Source organism: Campylobacter sp. JMF_11 EL3, from assembly GCF_027736965.1.
Classification (GTDB): Bacteria; Campylobacterota; Campylobacteria; order Campylobacterales; family Campylobacteraceae; genus Campylobacter_B.
The window spans coordinates 124,902-140,287 of the sequence record NZ_JAOVTJ010000001.1 but is presented as its reverse complement, the minus strand read 5'-3'; the positions used below and the strand labels follow the sequence as shown (position 1 = coordinate 140,287).

15 protein-coding genes are annotated in these 15,386 nt (G+C 40.3%); all 15 read right to left on the bottom strand.

From position 1 onward, the window contains the following. Positions 1-149 precede the first annotated feature (149 nt). The 15 genes from OFN67_RS00730 to OFN67_RS00660 all read right to left on the bottom strand — a co-directional run bounded on the left by OFN67_RS00730 (position 150) and on the right by OFN67_RS00660 (position 15,242). Complete coding sequence (locus OFN67_RS00730; protein ID WP_270868308.1) at positions 150-1,127, bottom strand: glycosyltransferase; 978 nt, start codon at positions 1,125-1,127, stop codon at positions 150-152. Next, positions 1,124-2,320 carry an O-antigen ligase family protein gene (locus OFN67_RS00725; protein WP_270868309.1) on the bottom strand — a complete coding sequence of 399 codons (1,197 nt, stop codon included), beginning with the start codon at positions 2,318-2,320 and terminating at the stop codon, positions 1,124-1,126. The genes OFN67_RS00730 and OFN67_RS00725 overlap by 4 nt, the downstream gene beginning before the upstream one ends. Beyond that, positions 2,317-3,408, bottom strand: a complete 1,092-nt coding sequence (locus tag OFN67_RS00720; RefSeq protein ID WP_270868310.1) for a glycosyltransferase family 4 protein — start codon at positions 3,406-3,408, stop codon at positions 2,317-2,319. Before OFN67_RS00720 ends, OFN67_RS00725 begins: the two co-directional genes overlap by 4 nt. Beyond that, on the bottom strand, positions 3,405-4,298 hold the full coding sequence (locus OFN67_RS00715; RefSeq protein ID WP_270868311.1) for an ELM1/GtrOC1 family putative glycosyltransferase: 894 nt from the start codon (positions 4,296-4,298) through the stop codon (positions 3,405-3,407). The genes OFN67_RS00720 and OFN67_RS00715 overlap by 4 nt, the downstream gene beginning before the upstream one ends. Further along, positions 4,298-5,179, bottom strand: a complete 882-nt coding sequence (locus OFN67_RS00710) for a lysophospholipid acyltransferase family protein (RefSeq protein WP_270868312.1) — start codon at positions 5,177-5,179, stop codon at positions 4,298-4,300. The genes OFN67_RS00715 and OFN67_RS00710 overlap by 1 nt, the downstream gene beginning before the upstream one ends. 57 nt (positions 5,180-5,236) lie before the next feature. Beyond that, a complete protein-coding gene (gene mnmE, locus OFN67_RS00705; protein WP_270868313.1) occupies positions 5,237-6,568 on the bottom strand; it encodes a tRNA uridine-5-carboxymethylaminomethyl(34) synthesis GTPase MnmE in 1,332 nt (443 codons plus the stop codon). Further along, on the bottom strand, positions 6,568-7,305 hold the full coding sequence (locus tag OFN67_RS00700; RefSeq protein WP_270868314.1) for a Jag N-terminal domain-containing protein: 738 nt from the start codon (positions 7,303-7,305) through the stop codon (positions 6,568-6,570). The genes mnmE and OFN67_RS00700 overlap by 1 nt, the downstream gene beginning before the upstream one ends. Then, a complete protein-coding gene (gene yidC / locus OFN67_RS00695; RefSeq protein WP_443101021.1) occupies positions 7,295-8,878 on the bottom strand; it encodes a membrane protein insertase YidC in 1,584 nt (527 codons plus the stop codon). The genes OFN67_RS00700 and yidC overlap by 11 nt, the downstream gene beginning before the upstream one ends. 2 nt (positions 8,879-8,880) lie before the next feature. After that, positions 8,881-9,210 carry a membrane protein insertion efficiency factor YidD gene (gene yidD / locus OFN67_RS00690; RefSeq protein ID WP_270868315.1) on the bottom strand — a complete coding sequence of 110 codons (330 nt, stop codon included), beginning with the start codon at positions 9,208-9,210 and terminating at the stop codon, positions 8,881-8,883. After that, the gene (gene rnpA / locus OFN67_RS00685) at positions 9,207-9,512 is read right to left on the bottom strand and encodes a ribonuclease P protein component (protein WP_270859218.1); all 306 of its coding nucleotides are present in this window, start codon (positions 9,510-9,512) and stop codon (positions 9,207-9,209) included. The genes yidD and rnpA overlap by 4 nt, the downstream gene beginning before the upstream one ends. Before the next feature lie 14 nt (positions 9,513-9,526). Further along, positions 9,527-9,661: a 50S ribosomal protein L34 gene (gene rpmH / locus OFN67_RS00680; protein ID WP_270859069.1), complete on the bottom strand. Its 135-nt coding sequence runs from the start codon at positions 9,659-9,661 to the stop codon at positions 9,527-9,529. Between the two features lie 101 nt (positions 9,662-9,762). Beyond that, complete coding sequence (locus OFN67_RS00675; protein WP_270873917.1) at positions 9,763-11,121, bottom strand: TolC family protein; 1,359 nt, start codon at positions 11,119-11,121, stop codon at positions 9,763-9,765. A gap of 2 nt (positions 11,122-11,123) precedes the next feature. Continuing rightward, positions 11,124-13,052, bottom strand: coding sequence for a MacB family efflux pump subunit (locus OFN67_RS00670; RefSeq protein ID WP_270859071.1), 1,929 nt, complete (start codon positions 13,050-13,052; stop codon positions 11,124-11,126). 16 nt (positions 13,053-13,068) lie between these two features. Continuing rightward, the gene (locus OFN67_RS00665) at positions 13,069-14,253 is read right to left on the bottom strand and encodes an efflux RND transporter periplasmic adaptor subunit (protein ID WP_270873916.1); all 1,185 of its coding nucleotides are present in this window, start codon (positions 14,251-14,253) and stop codon (positions 13,069-13,071) included. A gap of 131 nt (positions 14,254-14,384) precedes the next feature. Further along, a complete protein-coding gene (locus OFN67_RS00660; RefSeq protein ID WP_270868319.1) occupies positions 14,385-15,242 on the bottom strand; it encodes an EamA family transporter in 858 nt (285 codons plus the stop codon). Positions 15,243-15,386: the final 144 nt, after the last annotated feature.

Below are 15,386 nucleotides of genomic sequence, written 5' to 3'. Positions count from 1 at the left end.
ACATATGATGAATATATGCAAAAAATGCGAGAAGCGCTACAAACCTCACACAAAAGCGAAAAACACCCAAAAAATATGAGCCAAAATGAGCTTTTAGAGCAAACAAGAGCATTGAGTGATTTTAGCTTGGGGTTTAGCGTATAAATTGCCTATTTTAGGCAGTTTTCGTAATAATTTTTTAGAGTGGATATATAATTTTCAAATTTCAGACTATTTTTTATCTCTTTGTGTTTTTCGCTAAATTTTTGTGAGTATATATCGTAATTTTTGTAAATTTTACTAATTTTTGCGCTCATATTTTCATAATCGATAAAAAATTCCTCATCTAAAATTTCACTAATTCCACCCACTTTGGTGCCAAGTAAAACATTAGCATAAAAAATCCCTTCAATTAAACTAATCGAAAGCCCCTCGCTACGAGATGATATGATTTGTAGGTGCGAATTTGCTAGCCTTTGCGCGACATCGTCTTTAAATCCGAGGAGCACCACTTTGCTTTGCAAATTTAAAGAATTTATTAAATTTTGCAAATTTTTTCTCTCTTTTCCCTCGCCGACAATTTGCAAAACAAAGTCAAAATCAAGCTTGCTAACAGATTTTATCAACTCATCAAAACCTTTGATAAAATCTAGTCTTCCAACCGCAATAATGCTAAATTTATCGTCTAAATTTCGTGAAATTTGCCTTTGTTTAATACCAAAATATATAACTTCACTTTTGTGATTTATAGTTTGGGCTACGCTCTTTGATACCGAAATGACATTTGAAATTTTATTAAAAATTTTGCCCTTTCGCACATTATGCTTTGTAGCAACTTGCACAAAATCCATAAATTTATTCAGCAAAAAACCCATTTGTGAAGCTTTTGCGCCGTGAGTGTGTAAAATCTGGGCGCCAAATTTTTTCAATACTTTTAAAATTTCAAAATATAAAAGTAAATTCCACCTTTTATCATAGTTTTTATACTCGTAAATTCTAACTTTTGGCGAAATTTTATCTTTATACAAACACCCGTTTGGCACGATTAAAAGCACTTCATCGTTTTGGCATAGCTCATTTATGCTATCGCAAACGATTTTTTCTACGCCGCCATAGATTGTAGAGCACGAAAAATAGGCTATTTTCACGCACCGGCCTTTTGTGTAAATTTATCAGCAAAAATCAAAAACGCAAATAAACTTAGATAGCTCATCAGCCTTTTTGTATCAAACAGACTAAAATCAAATTGAATTACAATGCAAAAATATGCCAAAGCACAAAAATAGATAAAATTTTTACTTCTAAATATCTCTTTGATAGCGCAAAACAGCACCCCAAGCCATGCTAGAAGACCAAAAATTCCAGAGAAAAGCAAAATTTCAAGCTCAGCATTATGCACCATGACAAATTGCGTAAGTTTTTTTGGTTTTTCTAGGCTAATCCAAGTTTGCACACCATGCCCAAAAATAGGATTGTTTTGGATTTGAGTAATCGTATATTCCCAGATAATGTCTCTGTGGCTACTCACACCTTTTAAAAGATGATTAAACCTAATCGCAACGGCGTCAAAATAAAAATAAATCCCCAAAACAATAAGACTAAATAAAATCAAAACTAAAAGTATAAATTTTATATTTTTTCTCAAATTTAAAGCCACCCACAAAAGCATAGCCGCACTCACGCCGACCCACGACGAACGCGAATATGTAAAAACCAAAACGCTAATATGCAATAAAAACAAAACTATGCCAAACTTTGGCTTGTATTTTGTAAAAATCAGGCTAAACACAGCCCCTATACCCATCATAAGCCCTAGCCTGTTGCGATTATCCAAAAGCCCAGTTAGACCTGTTTTTTTGATATTATTTACCTTTTTGCTTAGGATTAAGTCTGGATTATTTATCGCTTGATAAATCGCCGATACCAATAAAATCGATGTTCCAAGCAATAAATATAAAATAATCTCTTTTTTGGAGAAAAATTTCAACTTATAAAAATAAGCCAATGCGATAAAAACAAAACCATATCTAGTGACAAAAATAATGATATTTCGCCACGATTTTTTTGTCAAAAGCTCGGGGTTTAGGAGATTTGCGATAACCATAGAAACAATGATTAAAAAGACAAAAAACGAAAAAAGCTTGACTTCTTTTAAATTTGCGATTAAAACGCTGAAATTTTTGTAAATTACAACATGCAAAATCGCCAAAACTATTATATAAATCGTCGAAATTTGATACACGCTATTTTCAAATGCAATCGAACAAAGCCAAATTATAAGCCCGAATTTTAGCGCACTTTGCCAAGGATTTAATCTGATAAAATCCAAAATTTTACTCACACCATCTCCTTATACACACTCATAGTTTTCTCCACCATTTGCGCTAGGCTGAAATTCTCCGCTATATAGCCGTATCCGTCAAATTTATAATCCTTCGCGCGCTCTACCGCCACGGCTAGCTCCCTCTCATCGCCCACGGCAAAAAACTCGCCATTTTCGCCAGATTTGATTATATCTAGCACGCCACCATGATTAGAGGCCACCACAGGCGCATTTAGCGCGATCGCCTCAGCCACGCTTCGCCCGAAACTCTCAGGTTTTTTCGACGCACTCACGACTACATTGCTTAGCGCGTAAATCTCAGGGATTTTGCTTTGAGAACCAGTAAAAATCACACTTTGCGCCAAATTTAACTCACGCGCTAAATTTTGTAGCCCCAAAAAATACTCTTTTTTATCATCTCTCACACCGCCCACGATTAAAATTTTTAGCCCCTCACCAAAGCTTTGCTTTAAAATTTGCCCCGCTTTTATGAGCGTTTCATAGTCTTTAAGTTGCGTTATACGACCGACACTTGCGACGATGAAATCGCTATCTTTTAGCCCAAATTCGGCGCGAAATTTCGCCATAAATTCGGCGTCTAAATTGCTAGGATTAAATTTTTCCAAATCAATTCCGCGCGGAATCACCCTGATTTTGCTGACATCTGCGCCGAAATTTCGCACTACATAATCCTTCGTAGCGTTGCTGACACAGATGATTTTATCGGCTTTTACCATGATTTTGCTGTAAAAATTCACAGAATTTAGCCCATGCACGGTGCTAACTAGCCCAAAATTTAGCCCCCTTTTGGCGAATTTCACTAGCCATGCAGGCACGCGAGAGCGCACATGCACGATATCTGGGGCAATCTCGCGCAAAATTTCTTTAAGCGCACTAGCGCGAGAAAATGCTGTGAATATATTTTTGGAGCAAACATCGAATTTTATGTGGCGCACGCCGTTTTTTTCTAGCTCGCTTACTAGCTTTCCGCCGTTACTAATCACCACGCTCTCTACGCCAAATTTAGCAAATTCGCGCGTGAGCTCGACCACACCGCGCTCGACGCCGCCTTCGTTAAGTTCGGGCAGTATTTGCACCACTCTCATAGGCTAATTCCTTGCAAAATTTGGCTTAAATTTATCTTTTTTGTCGGTTTTAACTCGCCGTTTTTAGCGTAAATTCGCAAACACTCATTTTGCGCCAAATTTGCGATAAAATCGTCAAATTTATTGTGCGAATTTTTGCGCGGAAGCGCCAAAACAGCGACATTTGCGCGACCATTGCACACAGCCTCGCTTATCATCGAAACAGAATCTTGCGTGATAAAAATCCACTCGCAACCCTCCAAAAAATCGCCGATTGGATTAATCTGATTTTTGCTATAAATCACGCTAAAATCGAAATTCTCGCATTCAAACTGCGCCTCGATATCGCGCGGGGTGCGTGGGCTAGTAGTCAGAGCGTATTCGTGAAGCGGAAATTTTGCCTTGATTTTCTCCACAATCTCGCAAATTTCGTTATTCATATCAAACGAAGCGTTTGGCCCACCGATGACAAATGCAATGGCATGTTTTTTGGGAGCGTAGAAATTTGCTGGTTTGCTAAGGTTTAAATTTGTCGGCAAAATCACCATATTTGGCGCAGTTTGCGTGGTGTCGTGAGCGTTTGCGAAAATGAGCGAAAAGTCCTTTTTATAGCCTTTTGGATACATTAGCGCGACGCTTTTTTTGCCAAATTTCGCGGCGCAGTATTTCAGCGCATAGTATGTCGCCGACCCAGCTCCCACAAAAATGTCAAAATTCGCAAATTTTTTGTTTTCGCACTCGAAAATTTTAAATTTCAGCCCCAAAAAATCCAAAAAATATGAGAGAATTTTTAAAATTTTGTTTTTATAGCTAACTTTGCAAAGCTCAAATTCCAAGCCTTTTAACTCACAAAACGCCACGCTTTGGCTCTCATGCCCCTTGCGCCCGTCGGTAAAGATAAGCGCTCTCATCAATCAACTTTCCAGCGATTATGCATCCAAAACCACTGCTCGGGTGCGCTTCGCACGACCTCTTCGAAGATATCGTTACACTGCTGGGTTATGAACTGCTCGGCCTGTGATTTATCCAAATCCGCGCTTGGCGGGGTGAAATCTTTGATGACGATTTCGTAGCGACCATCACTCATGCGACGCGCGAAAACGGGGATTAGGACTGGGTTAAATTTCAAATACAGCGATGCAATCGTCTTTGTGGTGTAACACTCACGCCCAAAAAATGTGGTTTTTAGGCTGTTTTTTCCGCCCGACTTTTGATCTGGCAGGATTCCTACATTTTTGCCCGCTCTTAGACGCTCGACAAGCCCGCGCATGGCGTCATCTTTGTAGATTAGCTCGTTGCCGTATTTTTTGCGAAACGGCGTAACTAGGCGATCTTCGATGAGTTCGTTATTTCCCCTGCGCCCCACAACTGCCACAGGAAAGCCGTTGGCGCCGTAAAAATGGGCTAAAACTTCCCAGTTTCCAAAATGCGCCGTGAAAAACAAAATGCCGTTTTTGCTATCACCTTTTAGCACTTTTACCTTTTCTAGTGCCTCGTCTTTGTTAGCAATAAGTGCGCTAAAATCAAGCCTTTCGTGGTAAAAAAGCAGGGTTTGGGTCAGGGTTTTGGCTACGGAGCGGAAATTTTCGCGCGCTAGGGATTTAATCTCGCCAGCTGATTTTTGTGGGTAGGCAAGGCTAAGGTTTTTTATAGCGATTTTTGCGCGTGATTTTAGCGCAAAAAAGGCAAATTTCGCCAAGAAATCAAAGAAAAAATATAAGAAATTTGTCGGTAGAATTTTGGCTAATTTTATTAAAATTACGACTATGAAATATTCAAATTTTTCTCTCATTTTCACCCTTATTAAAAGGGGTGATTATAGTAAATTTTGGCTAAATAAGATATAAAATCACTTTCCTAGGCAAAAATTTCCAAACATTTCATCTAAAATTTCGTCCCTCTCAAAGGGCCTAGAAATCGATGAAATCTGCTCTATGGCGCGATTCATTTCATAAGCAAAAATTTCAAGCTCAGCCTCGTTTAGCTTTTCGCGCGCGCTTTTTAGGGCGTTTAGTGCGTTTTGGCAAGCATTGATTTGGCGAGTATTACTTAGCATAAGTCCGTCGAAATTCTGCGAATTTAGGTAAATTTCAAGCTCTTTTAAAATCTCATCGACGCCCTTTTTGGCTGAAATTTTAAGCGGTTTTTGCGCAAAATTATATGCAAAATTTTGCGCTAAATCAGATTTATTTAAGATATAAAATATTTTTTTATCGCTTTTTTGCTCCAAAATTTGGACGATTTTTTCATCTTCATCGCTAAAATTTGCAGAGCCATCAAACACAGCCAGGATAATATCCGCCTCATCAATCGCCTTGATTGAGTATGAAATGCCGATATTTTCGGTCTTGCTCTCGCCATGCCTAATGCCTGCTGTATCAATGATACGGATTAGGTGAGTGCCGATTTTAAGGCTCTCTTCGATTCTATCCCTAGTCGTGCCAGCCTCATCGCTGACGATTGCGCGCTCGTAGTTTAAAAGCGCGTTTAAAATACTGCTTTTGCCCACATTTGGTTTGCCTACGATTGCGACTTTAAAGCCCTCGATTAGCCCTTTTCTGCTCTTGCTAATCTGGGTGATTTTTTCTAAATTTTCTATGTTTTCATTTAGCATTTTTAGCGAATTTTCAAGCACATCGCGTGGTAAATCCTCTTCGGCATAATCTATGCAAACCTCGGCAAAGGCAAGGGTTTTGACAAGCTTAGCGCGCAGGTCATTTACAAAGCCTTCAAGCTCGCCGTGCAAGTTACGAGACAAAATCTTAGCCGCACTTTCTGAGCGAGAAAGTATCAAATCGCTAATCGCCTCAGCCTTGCTTAAATCCATTTTGCCGTTTAAAAACGCCCTTTTGCTAAACTCCCCAGGCTCAGCGATACGCGCTCCTAGCGCAACCACGCTATCAAGCGCCATAGACGAGCTAATAAGTCCGCCGTGTGTTTGGATCTCCACGACATCCTCGCCAGTGAAGCTATGCGGGGCTTTGAAATATATAAAAATCGCCTCGCCAAATTTCACCCCGTCTGCGCCGTATAAATTCGCTAGTGTGGCGTGGCGTGGCAAGAAGTCATTTTTATGCGAAATTTCGCGCGCGATTTGCAAGGCGCCTGCCCCACTTATGCGCACGATTGATATTCCACCGACTCCATGAGCGGTGGCGATAGCAGCGATTGTTTGATTCATTAATTTTTTTCGTCGATTATGATGATTTTGCCGTTACGAGTGGATTTGATACCGATCGTGCGATCTGGGAAGCTTTCTTTAATCTTGTCGCTAGCGATTTTGACAAATGCCCCGTCAAATGGCTTGGTTACGATTTTTGAGCCGTTTGCGTTCGCCTTTAATGCACCCACATACGAGTCGATATGTTTGCTTTGGTTTTGCAAAAATTCAGCCACTTCAAAAACGACAGAGAGATTGTATTTCATACTAATCCAGTTATAAATCATATACGAAAAAGCCTTGTATCTGTGGCCTTCCTTGCCGATTAAAAGCGCGCTATCATCGCCGTCGATTTTGATATAGACGCTGTTTTCATCGTGAATTTTAACCTCGCAAACGCTAAGATTAAATCCGCTTTGCGCAATCAAATTTGTGATTTTTTGCTCGATATCTTTGCAAATTTCATCATTTATGGTAGCTTTTGGCTTTTCTTTGCGGACTTTGTGCGAATTTGCGCTTCTAGTTTTTTGCGAATTTTGCGGTTTTTTCTCATCATTTGGTTTTTGGCCTAAATTTTCGCTTTGTGGAAATTTCTCGCCCTTTTTGACAACCTCGATAATGGCGTTTTTCTTAAAAAAGCCCAAAAATCCGCTACTTGGCTGTTGAATTACCCTGATATTTAGCTCAGTAATCGAACACCCAAACTCATCTGCTGCTTTTTGGTAAGCTTGCGTTAAATTTATCGCTTCAATTTTCATGTTTTTTCTCCGAAATTTGGGCTTGCTTTTGGCGAGCAAAGATTTTGTTTATGACATATTGTTGCACTATCGAACACATATTATTCACAGTCCAATACAGCGTAAGACCCGCTGGGAACATTAGGAAAAACACACCAAACATTAGTGGTAAGAATTTCATTACCTTCTCTTGCATTGGGTCTGTAAATGAAGTAGGCGTGATTTTTTGCTGTAAAAACATAAGCGCTGTCATCAAAATCGGCAAGATATAATATGGATCTTTTAGCGATAGATCGTGTATCCACATAGCCCACTCAGCGCCTTTTAGCTCGATTGCGTTTAAAAGCACGCGGTAAATCGCGAAAAATACCGGAATTTGAAGTAGTATCGGCAAACATCCGCCCATTGGGTTCGCGCCATTTTTGCGATATAGCTCCATCATATGCATTTGCAATTTTTGCGGATCACCTTTGTATTTTTCTTGCAACTCTTTCATTTTTGGGGCTAAATCTTTTAGCTTATTCATTGATAACATACCCTTGTAGCTAAGCGGAAAGAGTGCTGCGCGGATAATTAGCGTAAGTATCACAATCGCCCAGCCCCAGTTGCCTACATGGCTATAAATCCAGCGCAAAAATTTAAACATAGGCCTTGCGATGAAGGTGAACCAGCCATACTCGATGACATTAGTTAGCTTTGGATCTACCTCTTTTAGGGTTACATAATCCTTCGGTCCGATATAGCCAATGCTCTTAAAATCGCCGTTTGCTCTAATGAAGGCTTGCGAAATATCGTTTGCGCTAGTAATCGTGGTGTTTAAATTTTCGCCAAAAAATAGGCTCGTGTAGTATCTATCTGAGCTAGCCACAAATATAGCGTTTTCGACGCGTTCGTTTTCGCTCACATCGCCGTCTTCGAAAATCTCGACTGTATCGTCGCTTTTGCCCACTGTGATACCGTGGATTGTATATCCATCTACCTCGACATCAGGACGAGAGCCAGGTGTGATAAAATACGAAGTCGGGCGGTTAAATTTGATATCGATTTCATAACTTCCATTTGGGTTAAATTTCAAATTTTTACTAACGACAAAATTGCCTAAATTTTGCGTCAAAACCACGCTAGCTGCGCCGTTTGTGATATCTAATCTATCAGCAGAGGCAGTATATGGCGTCGAAAATGCTAACTCGTTTAAATTAGCGTCTTCAAATCTGATTTCAAGCGGTTTTGAATCGCCATCTTTGCTGATTAAATTTATCGGTTCGCCATCTTTTGTAAATTTTTTATCATTTAGCGTGTATGAGCTAATGCGACCGAAATTATCAATCGTAAAATTCGCCTCTTTGCCGACGATTTTGACTAACTGATTTTGCGCGCTCACACCTGCGCTTGCGCTTGGAGTTATGCTAGCACTTGCGCTAGTTGGGGCTTGTTTTGCCACGCTTTGCGCACTTTGCGCGGCAGTGGCTGTTTTGTTCGCCTCCATAGCTGCTCTGACTTTTGACATATAAAAATGGTCGTATGCCACAAAAAACAAAAAAGCTAGCAAAATAGCTAGTCCTAGGCGTTTTTGTTGGGATATTTGATCTAACACGATTATCTCCTAAATATTATATAATACTGATTTTTTGAATATGGTATAAACCAAATTTTTGGTTTTACGCCCAAAGCACTGTTTTTGCATGCCCAAAAAAAATTAAATTTAAAATTATGCTTGATGATAGGGTAATCTATTCCGCCCTTGAAAAAAGGGTTGCACTTTAAAATTCTAATTAATGTAGCAAAAAATGCGTGTAAGGGGTGGTTAAATTTAAACTGATAGAGCGCGTAAGTAGAGCATGTGGGATAGTAGCGACAACTCGCAGGTAAAAGAGGTGAAATAAAGGCTCTGTAAAATTTAATCAAAAAAACACAAAAATTTCTCATTTTATCGAACCTATCTTTTTAAAAGCCCAACGCAAACTTCGCTCTATCTCTTTAAAACTCATGTTTTCAATCTGTTTTTTTGCGATAATGATAAAAGTGCCATCTTTTAATAAATTTTGCTGATTATAAAACGCCGCTCTTAGCAGGCGTTTGGTGCGATTTCGCTTAACCGCATTTCCAATCTTTTTACTAGCTATCGCACTAAACCTGCGCTCGCCGTCCATAAAATACACGACAGCGCAATCACAGTGCCATTTCGCAGCACTTTTATAAACTTCTGAAAAAACCTGATTTTCGCTTATCGGAGCGAAACTACCTACGCAGCCAATCTTGCTCTACCTTTGGCGCGTCTTGCGTTGATAACTTTGCGTCCATTTTTTGTTTTCATTCTTACACGAAAGCCGTGTGTGCGCTTTCTAGGGGTGTTGTGTGGTTGATATGTTCTTTTCATATTCTTCCTTTTTTAAAAAATTTAAGGTGTGGATTTTACAAAAATTTTACTTAAAAAGCATTGAAAAACTAAATTTTTCAATGCTAAACAAATTTTAAAATTTAAAATTTTTGGCGAAATTTACCAGCCATAGCGCGGTAGATCGAAATTTCATTTTGCATACTCGCATATCTTTGCGCAAGTAGATTTATTCGCGCCGAAATCGCACTCGATCTAGCCTCCAAAAAATCTTTTAGTTCGCTAGCACCTGCGTCGTATTTGACGCGGTAAATGCGCTCGATTTCACTAGCTGTTTTGTAAGTATCGGCTAAATTTGCAAGCCTTGCACGGTTGATTTCGTAAATTCTATACAAATTTAGCGTCTCATTTACTGCGCCGCTTAGGGTTTTTTCGTAAGAATTTCGGTAAGCATAAAAATCCACCTCAGCTATCCTTAACTGCGATTTTAGCCGTCCATAGTCCAAAAACGGCAGACTAATGCTGACATTTCCGCTCAAAAATTTCAAATCAAATCCATCGCTAAATTTATCTGTATTAGCTGAATTTAACCCTGCGCCCAAATTTACGCGCGGGAAGAAATTTAGCCTTGCGCGTCTGTGGTCATAAAACGCCGCATTTAGCCTAGAAATCGCAGCTCTAATGTCTGGGCGATTATGCAAAGCAGTGTAAGGCACACTAAGGTCTGCGCCTAGAAATTTCACGCTCTCAATGCTTGGCAAATCTGCGCGAAACTGCAAATCAGGCGAGATTAAATCGCGCATAAATTTGCGGTTATCCTCGATATTTTTCTCGATTTCCAAAACGCGGTTTTTTAGATTCAAAATGCTGTTTTGCACCTGCTTGTATTCGATGAGCTCGGATCTGCCGTAATCGTATTTTGCCTTGACAATCTGCTCAATTTGCGCATAATCTTTTAAATTTTGCTTCGTCCATTTTAGCGCGTCGTTTAGATAAAGCATCTCAAAATACCCGCTCACGACCGAATTTATCAGCGTCAAACGGGCGTTTTGTAAGTCAAACACACTAGCACTTGCGTCCCACTCGCTAGCATTTATGTTCGAGCGAATCCGCCCGAAAAGATCTAGCTCATAGCTGACATTAAAGCCAGAGCTATAAGTCTTGCTCCACTCATCGCTTCTGCTGATATCGCGGTTTGCGCTAGCACCCCACGAAGCCCCAAGCGTAGGGAATAAATCCTCTTTGCTAAGGCCTAAATTCGCATACGCGCGCTCTAAATTTAACGCCGCTGCGCGCAAATCGTGGTTTTTCGCCAAAGCCTCATCAACAAGGGCATTTAAATATGGCTGATTGTATCCCTTATACCAATCCTGCGCGATTTCATAGGTTTCGTTTTCGTCTATAAAGCTATCTTGCACTTCGTAATCAAGGTTGCTATTTATCGCGGCACACCCGCCAAAAAACGCCACGAAAACTGCGCTTACAAATATATTAAATTTCATCTCTACTCCTGTGCTAATGCGTCGATTGGGTTTAGTTTGCTAGCACTTCTTGCTGGCAAATATCCAAAAATAATTCCAATAGCCGATGAGGCCACAAAAGATACAATTATCGGCGCAATGGTAAATTTCATAGAAAAATCAGGACTTAGGGTGTTAAAGCCAAATCCAATTAAAAGCGCAAACAAAATTCCCAAAATTCCGCCGAACCAACATAGCAAAATCGCCTCGATTAGGAATTGTTGCAAGATATTGCCCTCTTTGGCGCCGATTGCCATGCGGATTCCGATCTCTCTGGTGCGCTCGGTAACTGAGACTAGCATGATATTCATTACGCCGATTCCGCCCACGATTAGCGAAATAAAGGCGATTGAGCCGATTAAAATTTTCATCGTGCCTGTCGTGCTCTCTATCGTTTGCTTAATCGTATCTGAATTTCGCGTGTGAAAATCCCTCGTGCCGTGGCGCTGGATTAGTAGCTGTGTGATACTCTCCTCAGCCATTGCGGTGCTGACATCGTCTTTGATTTTGACCGTAATCGAGCTAATCTGCCTATCGCCTGAAATTTTATCAATCACGGTCGTATATGGCGCATACACGCGCAAACTCTCGCTACTGCCAAAGGCGTTTTTATCCTCGCCAGCTATGCCGATTATGCGCAAAGCTCTGCCGTTGAATAAAATCGTATTTCCAAGTGGTTCCACGCCTTTAAATAGCGTTTTTTTGGTGTTTTGATCGATGATGATGACAGAATTTGAGTATTTTATATCATCTTCGTTGAAATTTCGCCCCTCTACCACATCTATTCCACTGACTGCGAGCGAATTTACATCACCGCCAAAAACCTGCCCCGTCGCACTCATACTAGCGTAAGTTAGCGTTCCACTCGTGCGTGAGTTTGGCGTAGAATAATCCACATAAGGCTGGTGCGCTAATGCCAGGGAGTCGTTTTTGGTTAGAGTATTTATCCCGCCTGCTCTAATATCGCCGAAATTTCGCCCCGGATAGACACTGATAGTATTTGTGCCAATCGAGCGGATATTTGATAAAATCCTCTCCTCCGAGCCGTTTCCTAGGGCAACGACGCAGATAACAGAGGCAATTCCGATTATAATTCCAAGCATTGTCAAAATCGAGCGCAACTTATGTGAAAATATCGCGCTGACTGACATTTTAAAGCTCTCTATAAATTGATCTTTGGCAGAAAAAAGCGAGTTTTCTTTTTCTAGCTTTTCTTTATGCAAATCAAAGGTGCGCCCCATTTTGACATTATCGCTTAAAATTTGGCCGTCTTTGATCTCGACAATCCTATCAGCGATTGAGGCAACATTGCTATCGTGGGTTACGACGATTATGGTATGACCTTCTTCGTGGAGTTTTTTTAAAATCTCCATTACCATGACGCCAGATTTGCTATCAAGTGCGCCTGTTGGCTCATCGGCCAGGATTATCTCGCCACCATTTATGAGAGCTCTTGCGATAGAGACGCGCTGCTGCTGTCCGCCTGAGAGCTTGTTTGGCAAATTTTTCGTGCGGTCGCCTAGCTCTAAACCTTCTAAAAGCTCTATTGCGCGCTTAATCCTAGCATGAGATGGCACACCTGCATACACGGCTGGTAGGGCGACATTTTCGGTAGCGTCGATTGAGGCGATGAGATTGTATTTTTGAAAAACAAAGCCAAATTTCTTGCTTCTAAGGCTTGCAAGCTCATCTGAACTAAGCTTAGCAACCTCTTTATCGTCGATTTTATAGCTTCCGCTAGTTGGGGTATCGATACAGCCGATGATATTCATCAGCGTGGATTTTCCACTACCACTTTGACCGATGATTGATACGAATTCGCCGGCTTTTATATGCAAATTTATATCTTTTAGGATATGAACCTCATCGTCGCCGAGTTTGAATTTTTTATTTATATTTTCTAACTTTATCATGGCTAAATTTTAAATTTTAAAATCTCATTCTAGGAGCGCGTCCGCCTCTGCCATCGCCGATTTGATTGGCGTTTGAACCATCTGCGATGATAATCTCATCATCATCGCTCAAACCACCCAAAATTTCGGTATTTAAATCATCGCTAATACCCTTTTTGATATAGGTTTTCTCTGAGCCAAAACCCCTTTTTACCATGACATAATCGCCTTTTTCATCGCGTTTAATCACAGAAGTTGGCAGATAGTTTGTATCTTCTGCGTGATTTACAATGATTTCACACTCTGTCGTCATGCCGATTTTTAGGTAATTATCTCTATTATCGATTGAGGATTTGACATAAAAATAAACAGCGCTTTTTGATGAGCTCGCACTCGTGCTAGCCTTGTCATAGCTACCATCACTTAGCGTAGTAAGGCCTGGGTCTATGTGAGAGACATGAGCTTGGCGCACATCGTTTAAATTCGAAAGTATATAATATTCTACTGGCGTGCCAACACTAATTTTAGAAATATCGCCCTCGGCGACTTCCATTTTTATCTCCATTTTGCTTAAATCCGCGATTTTTGCGATTGTTGGCGTGGTTTGGTTGGCATTTACGGTTTTGCCCTCTTCTACCGGCACCGATACAATTGTCCCGCTAGTAGGGGCTGTGATTTTGGTGTAGCCTAAATTTGTCTCAGCTGTGCTTAAAGATAGTTTGGTCTGCTCGATTTGCGCTTCGATCTGCTTTTTGGCTGCCTCTTTTGCAGCGAAATTGTTTTTGGCGTTTTCTAGGGCTTCTTTTGAGGTCGCGTTTGCTTTGTAGAGTTTAAGCTCGCGGTTGTATTGGATCTGGGCATTATCGCTAGCTATTTTGGCTGAAACCAAATTTGCCTCATAGATATTTAACTGCGCCTTTTCCTTGGCGATATTGTTTTCTTGGGTAACTGAGTCGATTTGGGCTATCATATCGCCAGCCTTGACCACATCGCCGACTTTGACATAGAGCTTTTTGATTTGACCGCCTACTTGCGCACCCACATCGACTAATTCTTGCGCATAAACCTCGCCAGTGGCTGTCACGGTGCCACGAATATTGCCTTTTTGCATTTTTGTGGTTAGGATTTTTGGGGCTTCATCTTTTGCGCCAAATTTTTTATACGCGAAATATCCGCCCAAAATCAGGGCTAAAATAACTAAAATTTTGACTATTTTTTTCATCTTCTCCAACTTTTTTTTAAATTCAAATCCGCAATTTTAGCGAACAAATTTAAACCTAATGAAATTTTGCGAAATTTTAATTACAAATTCTATCTCTAAATTTTACAAAAGCTAATCAAAACTAACCAAATTTAGGCTTTTGCGTAAAATTTCATTATTTTTTTGTGTAGGATTAGTGAAAAAGCGATTATTACGCTACCGATTAGGAATTTACCAAGCTCGGCGTCTTTATGCCAAAGGGCTAAATTTACGATAATCGCAGCTGGGATTAGAGCGTTATTCATAATCGCAAGCACGCCAGCATCGACTTCGCAAGCACCTTTGTTCCATAAAAAATAGCAAAGCGCAGAGCTTACCACGCCCATAAAAATTATGATTGCGACCTGCTCTGCGTTTGGATTAAATTTCGCTGCGTTTCCAAAAAGCGCCGCCACAAGCGCGCACGCAATCACCGCGCCTAGGAAAAAATAGCCAAAAAGCTCTTTTTGCTCGCCAAGGCCCTTGCTTTCGCACAGATATTTATACGCGCTCTGACCTGCGCCAAAGCACAAATTCGCCCCTTGAATCAGCAAAAATCCAGTTAAAAACTCAGAATTTATGCCATTAAATTTAATCACAAACGCCCCCAAAACCGCAAATGAGACGCTAAGTAGATAAAGCGAGCGAAAACGCCTAGCAAACGCGTCATATATCAGCGTTACATAAAACGGCGTAAATATCGTAAAAAGCGCCACTTCATAGACTTTGAGATACGCAAAACTTTTGTAATAAAAAATATACATTATGCCGATTTGCACTGCGCCAATCGCGCAAATTTGCCCTGCTAGACGCAAATTTACACCTTTGAATTTCATAAACGGCACGAAGCACACAAACGCCAAAGCCACGCGCGAAAGCGCCAAATACGCGCTATCAATCCCGCGCAAAAACTCGCCGATTAGCGAAAAGCTAAACGCCCAAATAAATGTAACGATGATAAGTTTTGTCAAAATTTGCCCCAAAATTTTAAAATTTCGAGGATTTTATAAAATTTGAGATTAAATTTATATTACAAATTTTATTAATGGCAAATTTTAAATTTTCAGCCCGCAAAAGTAATCTTTTATTAATCTTTGCTGTGATAAAATCCCTAA

Coding starts and splice junctions, on each gene's coding strand:
- OFN67_RS00670 (WP_270859071.1), bottom strand. CDS start 13,052: ATGATAAAGTTAGAAAATATAAATAAAAAATTCAAACTCGGCGACGAT.
- OFN67_RS00715 (WP_270868311.1), bottom strand. CDS start 4,298: ATGAGAGCGCTTATCTTTACCGACGGGCGCAAGGGGCATGAGAGCCAA.
- OFN67_RS00675 (WP_270873917.1), bottom strand. CDS start 11,121: ATGAAATTTAATATATTTGTAAGCGCAGTTTTCGTGGCGTTTTTTGGC.
- OFN67_RS00700 (WP_270868314.1), bottom strand. CDS start 7,305: ATGAAAATTGAAGCGATAAATTTAACGCAAGCTTACCAAAAAGCAGCA.
- OFN67_RS00710 (WP_270868312.1), bottom strand. CDS start 5,179: ATGAGAGAAAAATTTGAATATTTCATAGTCGTAATTTTAATAAAATTA.
- yidD (WP_270868315.1), bottom strand. CDS start 9,210: ATGAGAAATTTTTGTGTTTTTTTGATTAAATTTTACAGAGCCTTTATT.
- OFN67_RS00720 (WP_270868310.1), bottom strand. CDS start 3,408: ATGAGAGTGGTGCAAATACTGCCCGAACTTAACGAAGGCGGCGTCGAG.
- rpmH (WP_270859069.1), bottom strand. CDS start 9,661: ATGAAAAGAACATATCAACCACACAACACCCCTAGAAAGCGCACACAC.
- OFN67_RS00665 (WP_270873916.1), bottom strand. CDS start 14,253: ATGAAAAAAATAGTCAAAATTTTAGTTATTTTAGCCCTGATTTTGGGC.
- mnmE (WP_270868313.1), bottom strand. CDS start 6,568: ATGAATCAAACAATCGCTGCTATCGCCACCGCTCATGGAGTCGGTGGA.